This window comes from Qipengyuania pelagi (assembly GCF_009827295.1).
GTDB classification, from domain to species: Bacteria; Pseudomonadota; Alphaproteobacteria; order Sphingomonadales; family Sphingomonadaceae; genus Qipengyuania; species Qipengyuania pelagi.
Genome location: NZ_WTYD01000003.1, coordinates 19764 through 36020, shown reverse-complemented (window position 1 = coordinate 36020; position 16257 = coordinate 19764). Strand labels below are relative to the sequence as shown.

Genomic DNA, 16257 nt, shown 5'->3' with positions numbered 1-16257 from the left:
AACACACAGGACGAACCGCATAAGGAGATTTCATGCGTATCCCCAGCAACGCCCATGTCGCCATCGTTGACGGCAAGAATTTCACCGTCATGCGCAATGGCGGCGCACCGCTCGAACCCAAGCTCGACCGGGCGGAACAGCCCGATCTCTCGGCAACGAATTACAGCGCGGGCGTGCGCCATCAGGACAATATCGGGCGTGAGAAGGGCACGAGCACCCAGCTCGACGAACTGGCCCACGCCGCCGCTGTGTCCGAATGGCTCAATTCGCAATGTGTTTCCGGCGATATCGCCGATCTGCTGGTGATCGCCGACCCCAAGACGCTGGGCGAAATGCGCCACCATTACCATTCCGAACTGGAAAAGCGTCTGGTCGGCGAGATCGCCAAGACCATGACCGGCCAGCCGACCGACAAGATCGAACAGGCGATCGCGTCCGCCTGAATTGACGGGGCGGATCGCCACCAGCGAACCGTCTGAATACGCCCATTAAATGACTGATCGGCTCCGCGGCACATTTCGTCGCGGAGCTGTTGTCGCTCGGGAACCTTCCCCGCATTAAGCAAACGCAAAGCTTGGTTGGGGTAACGGGGTCTCATGGGACTTGGAAAAATCGGAAGCGTGCTGACGGCGGGGCTCATGGCCCTCGCCCTTCCGGCACAGGCGCAACACCTGCAGGCCGTTCCGCCCTCGGCCGGTCAGCAGGCCAGTGCGGGGGCTGCCGCGACCGAATACGAATCGCTGTTCGATTCGATGCTCGGGACCGAGGTTCGGCCTCTCCAGACCATGGAGGCCAGCTATGACAGCGACCTCACCCGCCGGATCGCGCGCCTTGCCGATGCGTCACAGGGCAGGATCGGCGTCTATGCCATCGACCTGTCCTCGGGCGAGGAAGTCGGCGTCATGGCCGATCAGTGGTTTCCTTTGGCGAGCACCAGCAAGGTTGCCATCGCCGCGACCTATCTGGCGGGGGTCGACGAGGGGAAGTGGACCCTGTCGAGCGAGTGGCGCCTGCCCGGACGCGGCGGGGCGACCATGCCCGCGCGCCGCCATCTCGAATTGATGATCTCGAAAAGCTGCAATGACTGCACCGACGCGCTGCTGAACGCGGTGGGCGGTCCGGCGGCGGTCAATCGCTGGATGCGCGGCGCGGGCCTCACCGAGTTCATGCTGACGCGCGATATCGCGACGCTGATCCGCGAAGACGGTCGCTCCGACCCCGCGACCTCGATCGACGTCAACGACAGCGCGACGCCGCGCGCCATGGGCCAGCTTCTGGCGGGCATCTACCAGGGCAAATGGCTCAGCTCCTCCTCGCGCAGCGTTCTGATGAGTGCGATGTTCGCGACCACCACGGGCAAGAACCGGATGTCCGCCGCCCTGCCCGGCAGCGCCAATCTGGCCCACAAGACGGGCACGCTCAGCCGCACGGCCAGCGATATCGGCCTGTTCCAGACCGCCGATGGCCGCACCATCGCCGCCGCGATCTATGTGACCGGGCAGAGCCCCTCGATGGCGTATGAGAACGGCGATCGCGGCGCCAAGCTGGAAGCGCGCCGCAAGCGCGACCTGCGCATCAACAGCATCACCGGCGCGCTGTATGAAGGATTCCAGCGCCGCGGTGGCGATGGGCGGGTCTGGGCCAATGCCACCTATGGCGGCGAGTAACGCCTGATTTCATTTTGACAGGATAGATCGGATACGAAACCGGACACGAAAAAGGGCGGCGCCGCGAGGCACCGCCCTTTATTGTTTGCGGCCTGAACCGCCGACCGATTAGTCCTTCGCGGCTTCGGCGGTCGTTTCGTCCTGCACGTCAGCTTCCACTTCGTTGGTGGTCGCTTCGGCGTCGGCAGCGGCTTCTTCAGCGGCGGCGTCGATGTTTTCACCGGCCTGCTCCAGCTCGTTGCCAGCGGCTTCGAGATTGGCTTCGGTGTCGGCAGCGGCGTTTTCGGCGGTCTGCGACGCGGCATCTTCGGTGGCTTCCGAGCAAGCGGCGAGCGACAGGGCGGCAGCCGAAGCGGCGGCGATAAGAGCGATCTTGCGCATGATATGAAATCCTTGATCAGCGAGTAGAACTGGAAGGCCCGACCGGGCTTCCGCGAGCCCGTTCGTGGCCTCACAATGGCTAAATAATGGCGAGAATATGACGATGCAAGCGAATTATGGGCGCCCCGCCGCATTTTGCCTTTTTTCTGCCGCATTGTCCGATCCGAAAGCCCTCCCCTTCGGTCCATCGCGCTGCTAGACCGCGCGCGACATGGCGGACAAACAGCATCTCTATCTCGTCGACGGCTCGGCCTATATCTTCCGCGCCTATCACCGCCTGCCGCCCCTGACCAACCCGGAAGGCACGCCGGTGGGCGCTGTCTATGGCTATACCACCATGCTGTGGAAGCTGGCGGACGACCTCCACAAGGCCGACGGGCCGACCCATCTCGCGGTCATCCTCGACAAGTCGAGCCATTCCTTCCGCAACGACCTCTACGACCAGTACAAGGCCAACCGCCCCGATCCGCCCGAGGATCTGGTGCCCCAATTCCCCCTGATCCGCGATGCGACACGCGCCTTCTCCCTGCCCGTGATCGAGGAGCCCGATGTCGAGGCGGACGACATGATCGCCAGCTATGCCCGCGCGGCCACGCGCCGGGGCTGGGACGTCACGATCGTGAGCTCGGACAAGGATCTGATGCAATTGATCGGCCAGTGCGCCGATGGCGAGCTGGAAGATGGCATCGAAACCGGCGGCTGCATCGACATGCTCGATACGATGAAATCGCAGCGCATCGGGCGCGACGAGGTGATCGAGAAATTCGGCGTCCCGCCCGAGCAATTGGGCGACGTCCTGGCGCTGATGGGCGATTCGGTCGATAACATCCCCGGCATCTTCGGCGTCGGCCCCAAGACCGCGAGCAAGCTGATCGCCGATCACGGCACGCTGACCGCCGCGCTCGATTCGGCGGCGGACATGAAGAAGTCCAAGCTCAAGGAGCGATTGATCGAGCATCGCGCGGATGCCGAATTGAGCCGCGTGCTGGTGACCCTGAAGGAGGATTGTCCGCTTCCCGTCGCGCTCGATGACATGAAGCTGGACGAGGTGCCGACCGAACCGCTCGCCGCCTTCCTCGAAACGCACGGCTTCACCAGCCTCTTGCGCCGCCTTGATGCGGGCAGCGGCAGCCCTGACCGGCCCAACAATCTCAATCCCGCGAAAGCCGAGAACAAGGGCACGGAAGCCGCCGCAGCAGGTAACAGCCAGCCCCTTCCCGACATGCCCGCCGTGGACCGGTCCGCCTACGAGGCGGTCACGACGATGGAGCGGCTCGAACACTGGATCCTGCGCGCCCACGAAGCGCGCCTCGTGGCGGTCGACACCGAGACCAGCGCGCTCGACGCCATGCGGGCGGATCTGGTCGGGATCAGCCTCGCGCTCGGGCCGAACGATGCCTGCTATATCCCGCTCGGCCATGGCGGCAGCGACATGTTCTCCGACCGGCCCGAACAGATCGATCGCGACCGGGCGCTCGCCGCGCTGAAGCCGCTGCTGGAAAGCGATGCGGTCCTGAAGGTGCTGCACAACGCGAAATACGATCTCACCGTCCTCGCCCGGCACGATATCGCGGTCGCGCCGATCGACGATACGATGATCATCAGCTTCGCGCTCGATGCCGGGCGCAGCCTCGACGGGATCGGGGGCGGGCACGGGATGGACGAACTGGCCAGCCGCCATCTCGACCACGCCTGCCTCACCTTCAAGGAAGTCTGCGGCACGGGCAAGAAGGCGATTCCCTTCGGCGAAGTGCCGATCGACCGGGCGACCGAATATGCGGCCGAGGATGCCGACGTCACGCTCCGCCTGCACGCGCTCCTGAAACCGCGCCTCGCGATCGAGGGAGGCACGCGCGTCTATGAGCGGGTGGATCGCTCGCTCGTGCCCGTGGTCGCGCAGATGGAGCGCCATGGGATCAAGGTCGACCGGGCGCGGCTGGCGAAGCTCAGCGAGGAATTCGCCGCCGAGACCACGCGCCTCGAAGGCGAAATCCACACGCTCGCGGGGCAGGAATTCACGGTCGGCAGCCCCAAGCAATTGGGCGACATCCTGTTCGACAAGCTCGGCCACAAGGGCGGGCGCAAGGGCAAGAGCGGCCAGTATTCGACCGATCAGACGGTGCTGGAGCGGTTGTCGGGCGATGGGGTGGAAATCGCCGACAAGGTGCTCGAATGGCGCCAGCTGGCCAAGCTCAAATCGACCTATACCGACGCGCTCCAGGCCGCGATCAACCCCGATACGGGGCGCGTGCATACGAGCTATTCGCTGGTCGGGGCGCAGACCGGCCGCCTGTCCTCGACCGATCCCAATCTCCAGAACATTCCGATCCGCACCGCGATCGGTCGCCAGATCCGCGAAGCCTTCGTGCCGGAAGACGGCAATGTCCTCCTCGCCGCCGACTATTCGCAGATCGAGCTGCGCCTCGCCGCGCACATGGCCGGGGTCGATGCGCTGAAGGAGGCCTTCGAACAGGGCGAGGACATCCACAACCGCACCGCGCGCGAGATGTTCGGCGAGGTCGACCGCGATACGCGCGGGCGCGCCAAGACGATCAATTTCGCCATCCTCTACGGGATTTCGCGCTGGGGCCTCGCCGGGCGCCTCCAGGTCGAGCCCGACGAGGCGCAGGCGATGATCGACACCTATTTCCAGCGCTTCCCCGGCATCCAGCGCTATATCATGGAAACGCTGGAGCGCGTGCGCGAGCGCGGCTATTCCGAAACCCTGTTCGGTCGCAAGACCTGGTTCCCGCGCATCCGCTCGAAGAACCAGGCGGAACGCCAGGGGAGCGAGCGCGCGGCGATAAACGCGCCGATCCAGGGGACCAGCGCGGACATCATCAAACGCGCCATGGTGCGGATGATGCCCGCTCTGGAGACTGAGGGACTGGCCTATGATGGGGAGCGAGGGGTGCGGATGCTGTTGCAGGTCCATGACGAACTCGTCTTCGAGCTGCCAAAGGACATGGTCGACGCCGCCAAGCCGGTCATCGAGCGGGTGATGGCCGAAGCCGCCTTGCCGTCCGTCGATCTCACCGTTCCGCTGGGTGTCGAGATCGGCACCGGCCCAAGCTGGGATGCCGCGCATTGACGCCGAAATTCGATCTTCTCGGGCGCAAGAAGCGCTTCAAATGGGGCAATGTCACGCTGCTCGCCCTGATCGCGCTGGCGATGCTCGGGCTGATCGTCGTCGCCTTCCAGACCATCGAGAGCGAGCGGGCCGAGCGCGAGCAGGTCGAACGCACCAACGACATCCTGCTGGAACTGCGCAACGTGTCGAGCGCGGCGGTCAATGCCGAGACCGGCCAGCGCGGCTATCTCATCACGCTCGACCGGCGCTATCTCGAATCCTACCTGATCGGGCGCGAACAGATCGAACCCTCGCTACGCCGCCTGCGGACCGCGATGGAGGACGACGAGACGACGCGCCGCCAGACCGAACTGGTCGATCAGATCGAAACGCTCGCCACGTCCAAATTCGCCGAAATGGACGAATCCGTCCGGCTGCTCGAAGATGGGCGCCTGATCGATGCGCGCCGCGAGATGCTGTCGGATCAGGGCCAGGAAACGATGGAGCGCCTGCGCCGCGCGATCGGCGAGATGGAGCGTATCGAATTTCAGCTACTGTCCGATGCGACCGAGGAGACGGCCCGCGCCGAAGGCCGGGTGCTGCCGCTTTTGGGCGCGCTGATGCTGCTGATGATCGGCGCGATCATCGCGGGCATCCGATTGGTGGCGCGCACCGCCCGCGCCGAGGTGGAGGCCGCGCAGGCCGTGGCGCTGGGCGAGGCGCGCGATCGGGCCGATCTTCTCGCGCGCGAACTCAATCACCGGGTCAAGAACCTGTTCGCCGTCGTGCTCGCGATCATCCAGCTGAGCGGTCGCGACAAGCCGGAATCGAAGGAGGTCACCGATGGAATCGCCGACCGCGTCCGCGCGCTGCTGACGGCGCATGAGGTGTCGCAGGGCGAACTCGAACGCCCGGTCGCCTCCTTGCGCGCCCTCGTCGAGACGACGCTCGCCCCCTATCGCTCCAGCAAGCTGACGGCGGAGATCGAAGGCGAGGAAATGCTGTTGCCCGCCAAACAGGTCACGCCGCTCGGCTTGGTCCTCCACGAGTTGACCACCAATGCGGTCAAATACGGGGCCTGGTCGAATGGCGGGACGATCGCGGTCGAATGGCATCGCCATGGCGAGGCGATCACGCTGGTGTGGGCGGAAAGCGGCGCCGCGATCGAGATCGAGCCCGAACGGCGCGGGTTCGGCAGCATGTTGATGACCAGCGCCTCGCGCCAATTCGGCGGCTCGATCGAACGCGAATTCCTGCCTGAAGGCGTTCGCGTCACGATCGAGATGCCGATCCAGGACCAATAGGCGCCAGCGGCCTTCAGGCCGGTTGAACCGCCCTTTTTCTCCGCATAGGGCTTCACGGATGTTCGACCGCTTCGATCCGCGCAATTACGAATTCGATACCGAGACGCTGGTCCAGATCGCGATCGCCTTGGGCGGCGCGATTCTGATTGCGCTGGCGCTGCACTGGCTGGCCATGACCGTGCTGCGCCGGATCGCTCGCCTGTCGGTCAATGTGGTGGACGATGCGGTGGTCGCGCGAGTGCGCAATCCGCTGCGCTGGGTGATGCTCGGCATCGCCATCTCCGCGGCCGCGAATGGCGATGCGCTGGTGGGCGACGAATGGGATGCCGCCGCCCGCTTCGTCATGCCCGCGCTGATCGGCTGGCTGCTTTATGCCGCGGTCAAGGGCGTGGCCCAAGGATTGCAGCACGAGTTCGATGCTGCCGACGATCCCGTCGCCCTGCGCGCGCAGCGGACCCGGCTCGAAATCCTCGCCCGGACGGTCAATGTCGCGGTCGTCATCATCACCGTGTCGCTCATCATGCTGAACATTCCCGGCGTGCGCGATGTCGGGACCGCGATGCTGGCCTCGGCCGGCCTTGCGGCGCTGGCTGTCGGCGCGGCGGCCCAGCCTGCGCTCAAATCGCTGATCGGCGGCTTGCAGATGGCGCTGACCCAGCCGCTGCGGATCGGCGATCTCGTGAAGCTGGAAGGCGAAGTCGGCAGGGTCGAGGAAATCCGCATGAGCTTCGTCACCGTCCGCACCTGGGACGAGCGGGTGCTGGTGGTGCCCACGGTGCGCTTCCTAGAGGATACGTTCGAGAACTGGTCGCGCGTGAGCGAGAAGCTGACCGGTCCGGTCTTTCTCCACCTTGACCCGGCGAGCGATGTCGCGCCGATCCGCGAAGAGTTCGAGCGCTTCGTCAAGGCGCACGAGCTGTTCGACGGGCGCAATCTGGCGCTGCTGATGACCGAGGCCTATCCCGAGAGCATCGAATTGCGCCTGGCGATGAGCGCGGCCACCATCAGCGATCTTTTCACCCTGCGCTGCGACGTGCGCGAACATATGCTGCGATGGCTGCGCGAGACCATGCCCGACGCGCTGATCCGCCACCGGCTCGAAGTCGAGGCGGCGAACGCGCGGGCCAAAGCGGGATAGCTGCTGGACTTCGCGGGTCGGACGCTGGATTGCCGCGCGAGCTACGCTCGCTCGCAATGACGGTGGGAAGGGCCTTTTCCGACCACCGTCATTGCGAGAAGCCGAAGGCGACGAAGCAATCCAGTCCGCCCCGGCCCGCTGGCGCTAGTCTCCGTGCTTTCTCTCGCGCGTGCTTTCGACCATCCCTTCATAGAGGAAGCCGATCGGCACCGCTTCGGCAGCACGCTTCTTCAGCTCGCCGCGCATCTTCTTGTATTCCTCTTCCATCTTGAGCGTCACCGTGGCGCGCGAATCCTCCAGCGCCGCGACGAAGTCCTGATTGCCCACCTCGGTGACCTCGCGGCCCACGCGGTGCAGCGCGTTGAGACCCGCGCGGCGGACCACGTCCTCGAGATCCGCTCCGGTGAAGCGCTCGGTCTTGGCCGCCACATCGGCGAGGTCGACATCGTCGGCCAGCGGCATGTCGCGGGTGTGAATCTTCAGGATATGCTCGCGCCCGCCCTGATCGGGCGTGCCGACATAGACCAGCTCGTCGAACCGGCCCGGCCTCAGCAGCGCGGGATCGACCAGAGTCGGGCGGTTGGTCGCGCCGATCACGACGACCGACTGCAATTCCTCCAGCCCGTCCATTTCAGCGAGGATGGTGTTGACCACCCGGCCCGTCACCTGAGGTTCGCCCGCACCCGATCCGCGCGCAGGCACCAGGCTGTCGATCTCGTCGATGAAGACGACACACGGGGCCACGGCGCGGGCACGCTGGAACATGCGCGCGATCTGCTGCTCGCTCTCACCATACCACTTCGACAGGAGGTCCGAGCTCTTCATCGAGATGAAGTTCGCCTCCGCCTCCTTGGCGACCGCCTTGGCCAGCAGGGTCTTGCCCGTGCCTGGCGGCCCGTAAAGCAAGAAGCCCTTGGCCGGACGGATGCCGAGCCGGTGGAAGGCCTCGGGATTGCGCATCGGCAGTTCGATGCCTTCCTTCAGCTTGTCGACCGCATCGCCGACCCCGCCGACATCGCTCCATTCGACATTAGGGACCTGCACCATAACCTCGCGCATGGCGGAAGGCTGGATGCGCTTCAGCGCGCTGATGAAATCCTCGCGGCTGACATAGAGATCGTCGAGCACTTCGGGCGGAACCATCCGCTCGTCGAGGTCGAGGCGCGGCATGATCCGGCGCACCGCGTCTATGGCCGCCTCGCGTGCCAGCGCAGCAATGTCCGCGCCGACGAAGCCATGGGTGGTGCGCGCCAGTTCCTTGAGGTCGACCTTGTCGCCCAAGGGCATACCGCGCGTATGGATGCCGAGGATTTCGCGCCGTCCGTTCTCGTCGGGAACGCCGATCACGATCTCGCGGTCGAACCGGCCCGGACGCCGCAGCGCCTCGTCGATCGCGTCGGGACGGTTGGTGGCGGCGATAACGACCACGTTGGCGCGCGATTCCAGCCCGTCCATCAGCGTCAGCAATTGCGCGACGAGGCGTTTTTCCGCCTCGCCGGGAACGCGGTCGCGCTTGGGCGCGATCGAATCGATCTCGTCGATGAAGATGATCGCGGGCGCGTTGCGGCTCGCTTCCTCGAACACTTCGCGCAGGCGCTTCTCGCTCTCGCCATAGCCCGAGCCCATGATTTCCGGGCCGTTGATGATCGAGAAATTGGCATCGCTCTCATTCGCGACCGCCTGGGCCAGCCGGGTCTTGCCGGTTCCGGGCGGACCGTGGAGCAACACGCCCTTGGGCGGATCGACGCCGAGGCGGGTGAACAGTTCGGGATAGCGCAGCGGCAGTTCGACCATCTCGCGCAATTGCTGGATCGTCTCCTCGATCCCGCCGACATCATCGTAATTGACGACTGCGCGGCCTGCCTTGGCCTCCTCGTATTCGGCGCGCAGCTCGACCTCGGTGTTCTCGTCGATATGGACGATGCCCTTGGGCGCGGTCGAAAGGACGGTCAGGCGGATCTGGGTCAGGGCGTAGGCGGGCGAATTGACCATGCGGCGCAATTCCTGCGGCATGTTCTGAACCGGCTGCTGCCCCGTCGTCGCGACGAGATCGCCCGCGACCAGCGGTTTCCTAAAGAAATTGCGTTTCAAGGCCTGGGCCGGCCCCTGGAGGCGCATTTCGCGGCTCGCGGGCGCGAAGACGACGCGAGTCGCGGGCCGCGATTCGGCGGAGACGATCGTGACGTGCTCGCCCGATCCTGTTTCGGCATTGCCCCGCTGCAACCCGTCGAGACGCACCACGTCGAGCGCCTGGTCCTCGTCATAGGCGGCCATCGCGACGGCGGCGGTCGAGCGCTTGCCCGTGATTTCGACCACGTCGCCTTCGGTGATGCCCAGCTTCTGAAAGGCGGTACGGGGCAGGCGCGCGATGCCCTGGCCGCTTTCCTCCTGCCGTGCCGCCGCAACTTGCAGCCTTACCGTATTGCTTTCGATCGCAGCTTGCGCATCGGCCATCCGCTTTACCCGTCCTCAATTCGTGTCACAGGCAGCGGAAGTAGGAACCGCCCCTCCCTGATGCAAATGAGCGAAGCGGGCGTGGGGTCCTCGAAAAGCTGTCGGGCCGCTGCGATCCATACGAAACGGGCAAGAAAAAAGCCCGGCTGGCGAACCAACCGGGCTATGAAGTCTTGGGAGAGGATGCCTGAAAAGGCATGAGTGATATGCGGTCGCAGCAATTTTTGTGCAAGTGCGAAAAGGACATTGTTACTTGCAAGAAGCGCAACACCTTCGTGCTATATCGTGCAATCGAGCCGGTGCGCGGGTGGGGGTGACAGCGCCGCGCCGAGGTCCTAACACCCGCCTGCCGTAACGGAGGTCCGATTGAACAAACTCTACCCCGACGCCGCCGCCGCCCTCGATGGCGTGCTGAAAGACGGTATGCTGATCGCCAGCGGAGGCTTCGGCCTGTGCGGCATTCCCGAACGCCTGCTGGTCGCGATCCGCGATTCGGGCGTGAAGGACCTGACCTTCGCCAGCAACAATGCCGGAATCGACAATGAAGGCATCGGAATGCTGCTGCGCACCAAACAGGTGAGAAAGATGATCAGCTCCTATGTCGGGGAGAACAAGGAGTTCGAACGGCAATTCCTCTCGGGCGAGCTCGAGGTCGAATTCTGTCCCCAGGGCACGCTGGCCGAGCGTATGCGCGCAGGGGGCGCGGGCATTCCCGGCTTCTACACCAAGACCGGCGTCGGCACGCAGGTCGCCGAAGGCAAGGAAGTGAAGCGCTTCGAAGGGCCCGACGGCGTCAGCGAGGACTATATCCTCGAACGCGGCATCTTCGCCGATCTGTCGATCATAAAGGCCTGGAAGGCGGACGAAACGGGCAATGTCGTGTTCCGCAAGACCGCGCGCAATTTCAACCTTCCCGCCGCGACCTGCGGCAAGGTCTGCGTCGCCGAGGTCGAGGAAATCGTGCCCGTTGGCGAGCTCGATCCCGATGCGATCCATCTGCCCGGCGTGTTCGTCAATCGCCTGATTTTGGGCGCGCCCTACGACAAGAAGATCGAATTCGTGACGGTGAGGGAACGCGAAGCGGCGTGAGCTCCAGGCGCGCCCTCTCCGGTGTCGCGCTGGCCGGTGCGGCACTGGCCCTGCAAGGCTGCGTCGTGGCGGCCGCAGCGCCGCTTGCGGCGGCTGGCGTCGCCATCGCCAAGGGCAAGCGCGAGACGCCACGCACACCGCTGGCGGCGACGACACCACCTGTGGTCCAGACCACGTCTCGGTCCTCAGAACTTGCCAGCCCGCCCTTCGCGCCCTCCGCCCCGGCCCAGCCCGCCCAAGCTGCTACTGCAAGCGACCGCGCAATCGTCCTGACCGGCCTTACCGCCATGCCCGCCCCGACAGCGCGCGATATCGGGGCCAGCGACGGCGCGATCCTGTCCTTCGCGCGGCACGCGCTCGACCGGGCAGAGGCGAGCCCGGCCAATGCTGCCACGCGCAGCGCGCTATTGGCTTCGCCCGGCGCGCTCGAAACCGATCGCGCGGCCTGCCGCGAACGTCCGGCGATGGTCCTGATCGATCTCGATCCCGGACGTGACGCCTTCGACCCGCTCGCCGCCAGCCAGGCCGACCCCGCTCTGGTGGAGGCGCTGGCGACCCTGCGCGACAGGGACGTCATGATCGCCTGGCAGACGCGGCTGGGCGAGAATTTCGCCGACGTGGTCCGCAGCGCGCTCGCCCGGACCGGCCTCGACCCCACGGGCGAGGATCGCCTCGAAGTGCTCGGCTCGCTCGACGAGCGCAAGCAGACCCGGCGCGACGCTCTGGCGAAGACCCATTGCATCGTCGCCATCCTGGGCGACGAGCGCGCCGATTTCGACGAACTCTATCTCTATCTGAAGGACCGGGACGCGGTCGTGCCGCCCGATGCGATCATCGGCAACGGGTGGTTCCTGGCGTCCCCGATCACGAACGAAGGATGACGATGCGGCCTCTCCTCACAGTGTGTCTTGGCGCCATGGCGCTCGCCGCGTCCGCTTGCGCGCCGAGCGTGGCGACCACCGCGCCCCCAGTCGGCGCGGCGCCCGTCTCCGGCCTCGACAGCGACGCGCCGGATTCGATGCGCTGGCTCTATGCATCGGGCGAAGCGGCGGGCGTCTCGATCCAGACCTGGCGGATGCTGGCCGATTACGCCGAGAAAATGGCTCGAGGCCCCGCGCCCGCCCGTTCGGTGATGATGGGCCTCGCCGGGGAAGGATCGGCGGACCCGATCGGCACCGCGTCCTGCCGCCGCCCGGATGGAAGCGTGAAGCCGCTCGCCGTGGTCTTCGATGTCGACGAGACGGTGATCCTCAACGAAGGCTACGAATATTTCCTCGCCACCGGCCACAGCTACAGCCGCGAGACGTGGGAAGCATGGGAGCGTAGCGGCGCGGCCGCGGTCTCCCCCGTGCCCGGCGCCGTCACCGGCCTGCGCCGCCTGCGCGCCGCAGGCGTCACCCCGGTCTTCAACACCAATCGCCAATACAGCCCCGAAGGCGCCGCGCGCGCGATCGCCATGGCGGGCCTCGGCGAGGCGGTGCATCGCGACACCCTGTTCCTGCGCGGTGACGATGGCGCCAACAGCAGCGGCAAGGATGGCCGCCGCGCCCTGATCGCCGAACGCTATTGCGTGATCGCGCTGGCGGGCGACAATCTCGGCGATTTCGCGGATGTCTTCAATGACGATGCACGCGGCATCCAGGCGCGCCGCACGCTCGCCGCACGCGGCGATTTCGCGCAATTATGGGGGCAAGGCTGGTTCGCCTTCCCCAACCCAGTTTACGGCGATTCCATCAAGGGCACGATCGGCGAGGTCTTTTCCGAAAACCGCCGCTGGACACCCGGCACGCCGCGCTCCGACGCGCCCGCAATCATGAACGAAGGCCAATGAGATGACCGATACGACTGCCAAGGGCTGGGACCGCAACCAGATGGCCGCCCGCGCCGCCAGGGAGCTGGAAGACGGATATTACGTCAATCTGGGCATCGGCATCCCGACGCTGGTGGCCAACCACATCCCCGAAGGGATGCACGTCACGCTCCAGAGCGAGAACGGGATGCTCGGCATCGGCCCCTTCCCCTATGAGGGCGAAGAGGACGCGGACCTCATCAATGCGGGCAAGCAGACGATCAGCGAACTGCCCCACAGCGCCTATTTCGACAGCGCGACCAGCTTCGCCATGATCCGCGGCGGCCATATCGACCTGACCGTATTGGGCGCGATGGAGGTGGCCGAGAATGGCGACATCGCGAACTGGATGATCCCGGGCAAGATGATCAAGGGGATGGGCGGCGCGATGGACCTGGTCGCAGGCGTCAAGAAGATCATCGTCGTCATGGATCACACCGCGAAGGACGGATCGCCCAAGTTCCTGCCCGAATGCTCGCTGCCGCTGACGGGGACGGGCGTGGTCGACATGGTCATCACCAATCTTGGCGTGTTCCAGCGACCCGATCACGACAGCTCCTTCCGGCTGACCGAACTCGCGCCGGGCGTAAGCGAGGCGGATATCGCGGCCAGCACGACGGCGCATTACGAAACCGCGCTTTGATCCGACCCGGATCGTGACCGGCTGGCTCGACAATCCCCGCAATCCGAACGCGCCGCTGGCGGGCCTCAAGGTGCTCGAACTGGCGCGCGTTCTCGCCGGGCCGTTCGCGGGACAGATCCTCGCCGATCTGGGCGCGGACGTTATTAAGGTCGAAAGCCCGGAAGGGGACAATACGAGGATCTGGGGTCCGCCCTGGATCGAGCATGATGGCGAGCGGACCGCCGCCTATTACCATGCCTGCAATCGCGGCAAACGCTCGCTGGTGGCCGATTTTCGCGGCGCGGAGGATCTTGCCCGCGTGAAGGGGCTTGCCGCCAGGGCCGATGTCGTTCTCGAGAATTTCAAGCCCGGTGCACTCGCGAAGTTCGGCCTCGATTACGAGAGCCTGTCCGCCGCCAATCCGGCGCTCGTCTATTGCTCCATCACCGGCTTCGGCCAGACCGGCCCGCGCCGCAACGAGCCGGGCTATGATTTCGTGATCCAGGCGATGAGCGGGATGATGGCGCTGACCGGCGAGCCGGACGGCGACCCGATGAAGCATGGCCTGTCGATCAGCGATCTGTCCTGCGGATTGTGGTCCGCCAATGCGGTGCAGGCGGCGCTCCTGATGCGGCAGCGGACCGGGAGCGGCCAGTGGATCGACATGAGCCTGCTGGATTGCTCGGTGGGCCTGCTCGCCAATCAGGCGATGACCTATTTCGCGACGCAGGCGAACCCGCCGCGCATGGGCAATGCCCACGCCCAGGTCAGCGCCTATGGCGTCTTCCCTACGCAGGGCGGCCCGGTCGTGCTGGCGCCCGCCAATGACGGGTTGTTCCGCAAGCTGCTTACTTTGCTCGGGCGGGACGATCTGCTGGGCGATCAGCGCTTCGCCAGCAATGAAGGCCGCATCGCGCACCGCTCTGAAATCGACGGGATCATCGCGGGCGAGACGGCGAAGTGGGCTCGCGAAGCCCTGCTCGCGGCCTGCGCCAAGGCGGGCGTACCTGCCGGACCGATCAACGATCTCGAAACCGTCTTCGCCGACCCGCAGGTCGCGGCGCGCGGCATGGCGATCGAGGCGGACGGCGTACCCGGCCTCCGCAGTCCCTTCCGGTTTTCCGATGCCGAACTGGCCCTCGACCGTCCAAGCCCGCGCCAGGGTAATCTCAACCTCGATTGAGTTCTCTTGTGCGGCAAACCATTCTCGACGGCACCGCGCCGGAGACGCTCGCGCAGACGATCACCTTCCTGTCGAGCAAGATCGGTCTCGTCGTGGTGGTGCTTGGCGCCATGCACTTCTTCAACATGAACGCGATCGCCAAATTCGGTCGGAAGGTCGGCCAATGGCTGCGCGAGGACGGCGCCTACGCCTGAAGACCCATCCTCCAAACGAAAAAGGGCGGCTCCTTGGGGGCCGCCCTTCTCATATCCGGGTTCGCGCGATCAGCCCACAGCCGCCTTCAGGTCATCGACCAGATCGGTGCGTTCCCAAGGAAAGTAATCCCCGGTGACATCGCGGCCGAAATGACCGTAGGCGGCGCTCTTGCGGTAGATCGGCTTGTTGAGGCCGAGATGGGTGCGGATGCCGCGCGGGGTCAGACCGCCGAGCTTGCCAATCCCGCGGATCGCGCTTTCCAGCCCCTCGTCGGTCACCCCGTCCTTCGCGGTGCCGTGCGTGTCGACATACAGCGACAGCGGCTCGCTGACACCGATGGCGTAGGCGAGCTGGATCGTGCAGCGCCGCGCGAGGCCCGCGGCGACGATGTTCTTGGCGAGATAGCGCGTTATATAGGCCGCCGAGCGGTCGACCTTGGTCGGGTCCTTCCCGCTGAAGGCCCCGCCACCGTGGGGCGCCGCGCCGCCATATGTGTCGACGATGATCTTGCGGCCCGTCAGACCCGCATCGCCGTCCGGCCCGCCGATCTCGAAGGCGCCGGTGGGATTGATGTGCCAGACGGTCTTGTCGGTCAGCCAGCCCTCGGGGAGGATGTCGGCGACGGTCTTCTTGACATAGGCCTTGAGCTCCGCCTCCTTGTCGCCCTTGTCATAGCCGCGCGCGTGCTGGGTCGAGACGACCAGCGCGGTGCATTCGACCGGCTTGTTCTTCTCGTAACGCAGCGTGACCTGGCTTTTCGCATCGGGTTCGAGGAAGGGCGCCGCGCCGCTCTTGCGGTCTTCCGCCATGCGGGCGAGGATCTTGTGGCTGTAATCGAGCGTCGCGGGCATCAGATCGGGCGTTTCGTCGCAGGCAAAGCCGAACATGATCCCCTGATCGCCCGCGCCTTCGTCCTTGTTGGACCCGTCGGCCCCGGCATCGACGCCCTGCGCGATCTCGACCGACTGGCCGTGGAGATGGTTTTCGAGGGTCAGCGTTTCCCAGTGGAAGCCGTCCTGCTCGTATCCGATCTCGCGCACCGTCCGGCGCACGACATTCTCGATTTCCTCTTCCGCGCCTTCGGCCCAGTCACCATTCTCGAACACGCCCTTGCAGCGGATTTCCCCGGACAGGATCACGCGCTGCGTGGTGGTCATGGTTTCGCAAGCGACGCGCGCTTCCGGGTCCTTCGACAGGAACAGATCGACGATGGCGTCGGAGATCTGGTCGGAGACCTTGTCGGGATGGCCTTCCGAGACGCTTTCGGAGGTGAAAAGGTAGTCGCTGCGCATTGGATCTCCGATG

The 16257-nt window shown here is 65.5% G+C and carries 14 protein-coding genes; 11 read left to right on the top strand and 3 right to left on the bottom strand.

The annotated features are described in order from the left end of the window. Window positions 1-32 precede the first annotated feature (32 nt). Window positions 33-443, top strand: a complete 411-nt coding sequence (locus GRI47_RS13660) for a baeRF12 domain-containing protein (protein ID WP_160661933.1) — start codon at window positions 33-35, stop codon at window positions 441-443. Window positions 444-596: 153 nt separating this feature from the next. Continuing rightward, a complete protein-coding gene (locus GRI47_RS13655) occupies window positions 597-1667 on the top strand; it encodes a serine hydrolase (protein ID WP_160661932.1) in 1071 nt (356 codons plus the stop codon). 108 nt (window positions 1668-1775) lie between these two features. Here the strand turns inward: GRI47_RS13655 and GRI47_RS13650 are convergent, their stop codons facing one another. Then, entirely contained in the window at window positions 1776-2048 is a 273-nt protein-coding gene (locus GRI47_RS13650; protein WP_160661931.1) for a hypothetical protein, read from the bottom strand. Window positions 2049-2259: 211 nt separating this feature from the next. On the opposite strand from GRI47_RS13650, the gene polA reads away from it, so the two are divergent. The 3 genes from polA to GRI47_RS13635 are packed head-to-tail and all read left to right on the top strand — an operon-like array spanning window position 2260 to window position 7560. Beyond that, a complete protein-coding gene (gene polA, locus GRI47_RS13645; RefSeq protein ID WP_160661930.1) occupies window positions 2260-5139 on the top strand; it encodes a DNA polymerase I in 2880 nt (959 codons plus the stop codon). Next, on the top strand, window positions 5136-6422 hold the full coding sequence (locus GRI47_RS13640; protein WP_237452835.1) for a sensor histidine kinase: 1287 nt from the start codon (window positions 5136-5138) through the stop codon (window positions 6420-6422). Before polA ends, GRI47_RS13640 begins: the two co-directional genes overlap by 4 nt. 58 nt (window positions 6423-6480) lie before the next feature. Continuing rightward, window positions 6481-7560 carry a mechanosensitive ion channel family protein gene (locus tag GRI47_RS13635; protein ID WP_160661929.1) on the top strand — a complete coding sequence of 360 codons (1080 nt, stop codon included), beginning with the start codon at window positions 6481-6483 and terminating at the stop codon, window positions 7558-7560. A gap of 144 nt (window positions 7561-7704) precedes the next feature. Here the strand turns inward: GRI47_RS13635 and GRI47_RS13630 are convergent, their stop codons facing one another. Then, a complete protein-coding gene (locus tag GRI47_RS13630; RefSeq protein ID WP_160661928.1) occupies window positions 7705-10014 on the bottom strand; it encodes a CDC48 family AAA ATPase in 2310 nt (769 codons plus the stop codon). 366 nt (window positions 10015-10380) lie between these two features. Between GRI47_RS13630 and GRI47_RS13625 the strand changes: the two genes are divergently transcribed. From GRI47_RS13625 to GRI47_RS13600, 6 genes are all read left to right on the top strand, one after another. Beyond that, window positions 10381-11103, top strand: coding sequence for a CoA transferase subunit A (locus GRI47_RS13625; RefSeq protein WP_160661927.1), 723 nt, complete (start codon window positions 10381-10383; stop codon window positions 11101-11103). Next, on the top strand, window positions 11100-11984 hold the full coding sequence (locus GRI47_RS13620) for a hypothetical protein (protein WP_160661926.1): 885 nt from the start codon (window positions 11100-11102) through the stop codon (window positions 11982-11984). The genes GRI47_RS13625 and GRI47_RS13620 overlap by 4 nt, the downstream gene beginning before the upstream one ends. A 68-nt stretch (window positions 11985-12052) precedes the next feature. Beyond that, complete coding sequence (locus tag GRI47_RS13615) at window positions 12053-12934, top strand: 5'-nucleotidase, lipoprotein e(P4) family (protein WP_337190705.1); 882 nt, start codon at window positions 12053-12055, stop codon at window positions 12932-12934. Window position 12935: 1 nt separating this feature from the next. Next, a complete protein-coding gene (locus tag GRI47_RS13610) occupies window positions 12936-13595 on the top strand; it encodes a CoA transferase subunit B (RefSeq protein WP_160661924.1) in 660 nt (219 codons plus the stop codon). A 13-nt stretch (window positions 13596-13608) separates the two neighbouring features. Next, on the top strand, window positions 13609-14757 hold the full coding sequence (locus tag GRI47_RS13605; protein WP_160661923.1) for a CoA transferase: 1149 nt from the start codon (window positions 13609-13611) through the stop codon (window positions 14755-14757). 8 nt (window positions 14758-14765) lie between these two features. Further along, window positions 14766-14951, top strand: a complete 186-nt coding sequence (locus GRI47_RS13600) for a hypothetical protein (protein ID WP_160661922.1) — start codon at window positions 14766-14768, stop codon at window positions 14949-14951. Between the two features lie 69 nt (window positions 14952-15020). Here the strand turns inward: GRI47_RS13600 and metK are convergent, their stop codons facing one another. Next, complete coding sequence (metK, locus tag GRI47_RS13595; protein WP_160661921.1) at window positions 15021-16244, bottom strand: methionine adenosyltransferase; 1224 nt, start codon at window positions 16242-16244, stop codon at window positions 15021-15023. Window positions 16245-16257 lie beyond the last annotated feature (13 nt).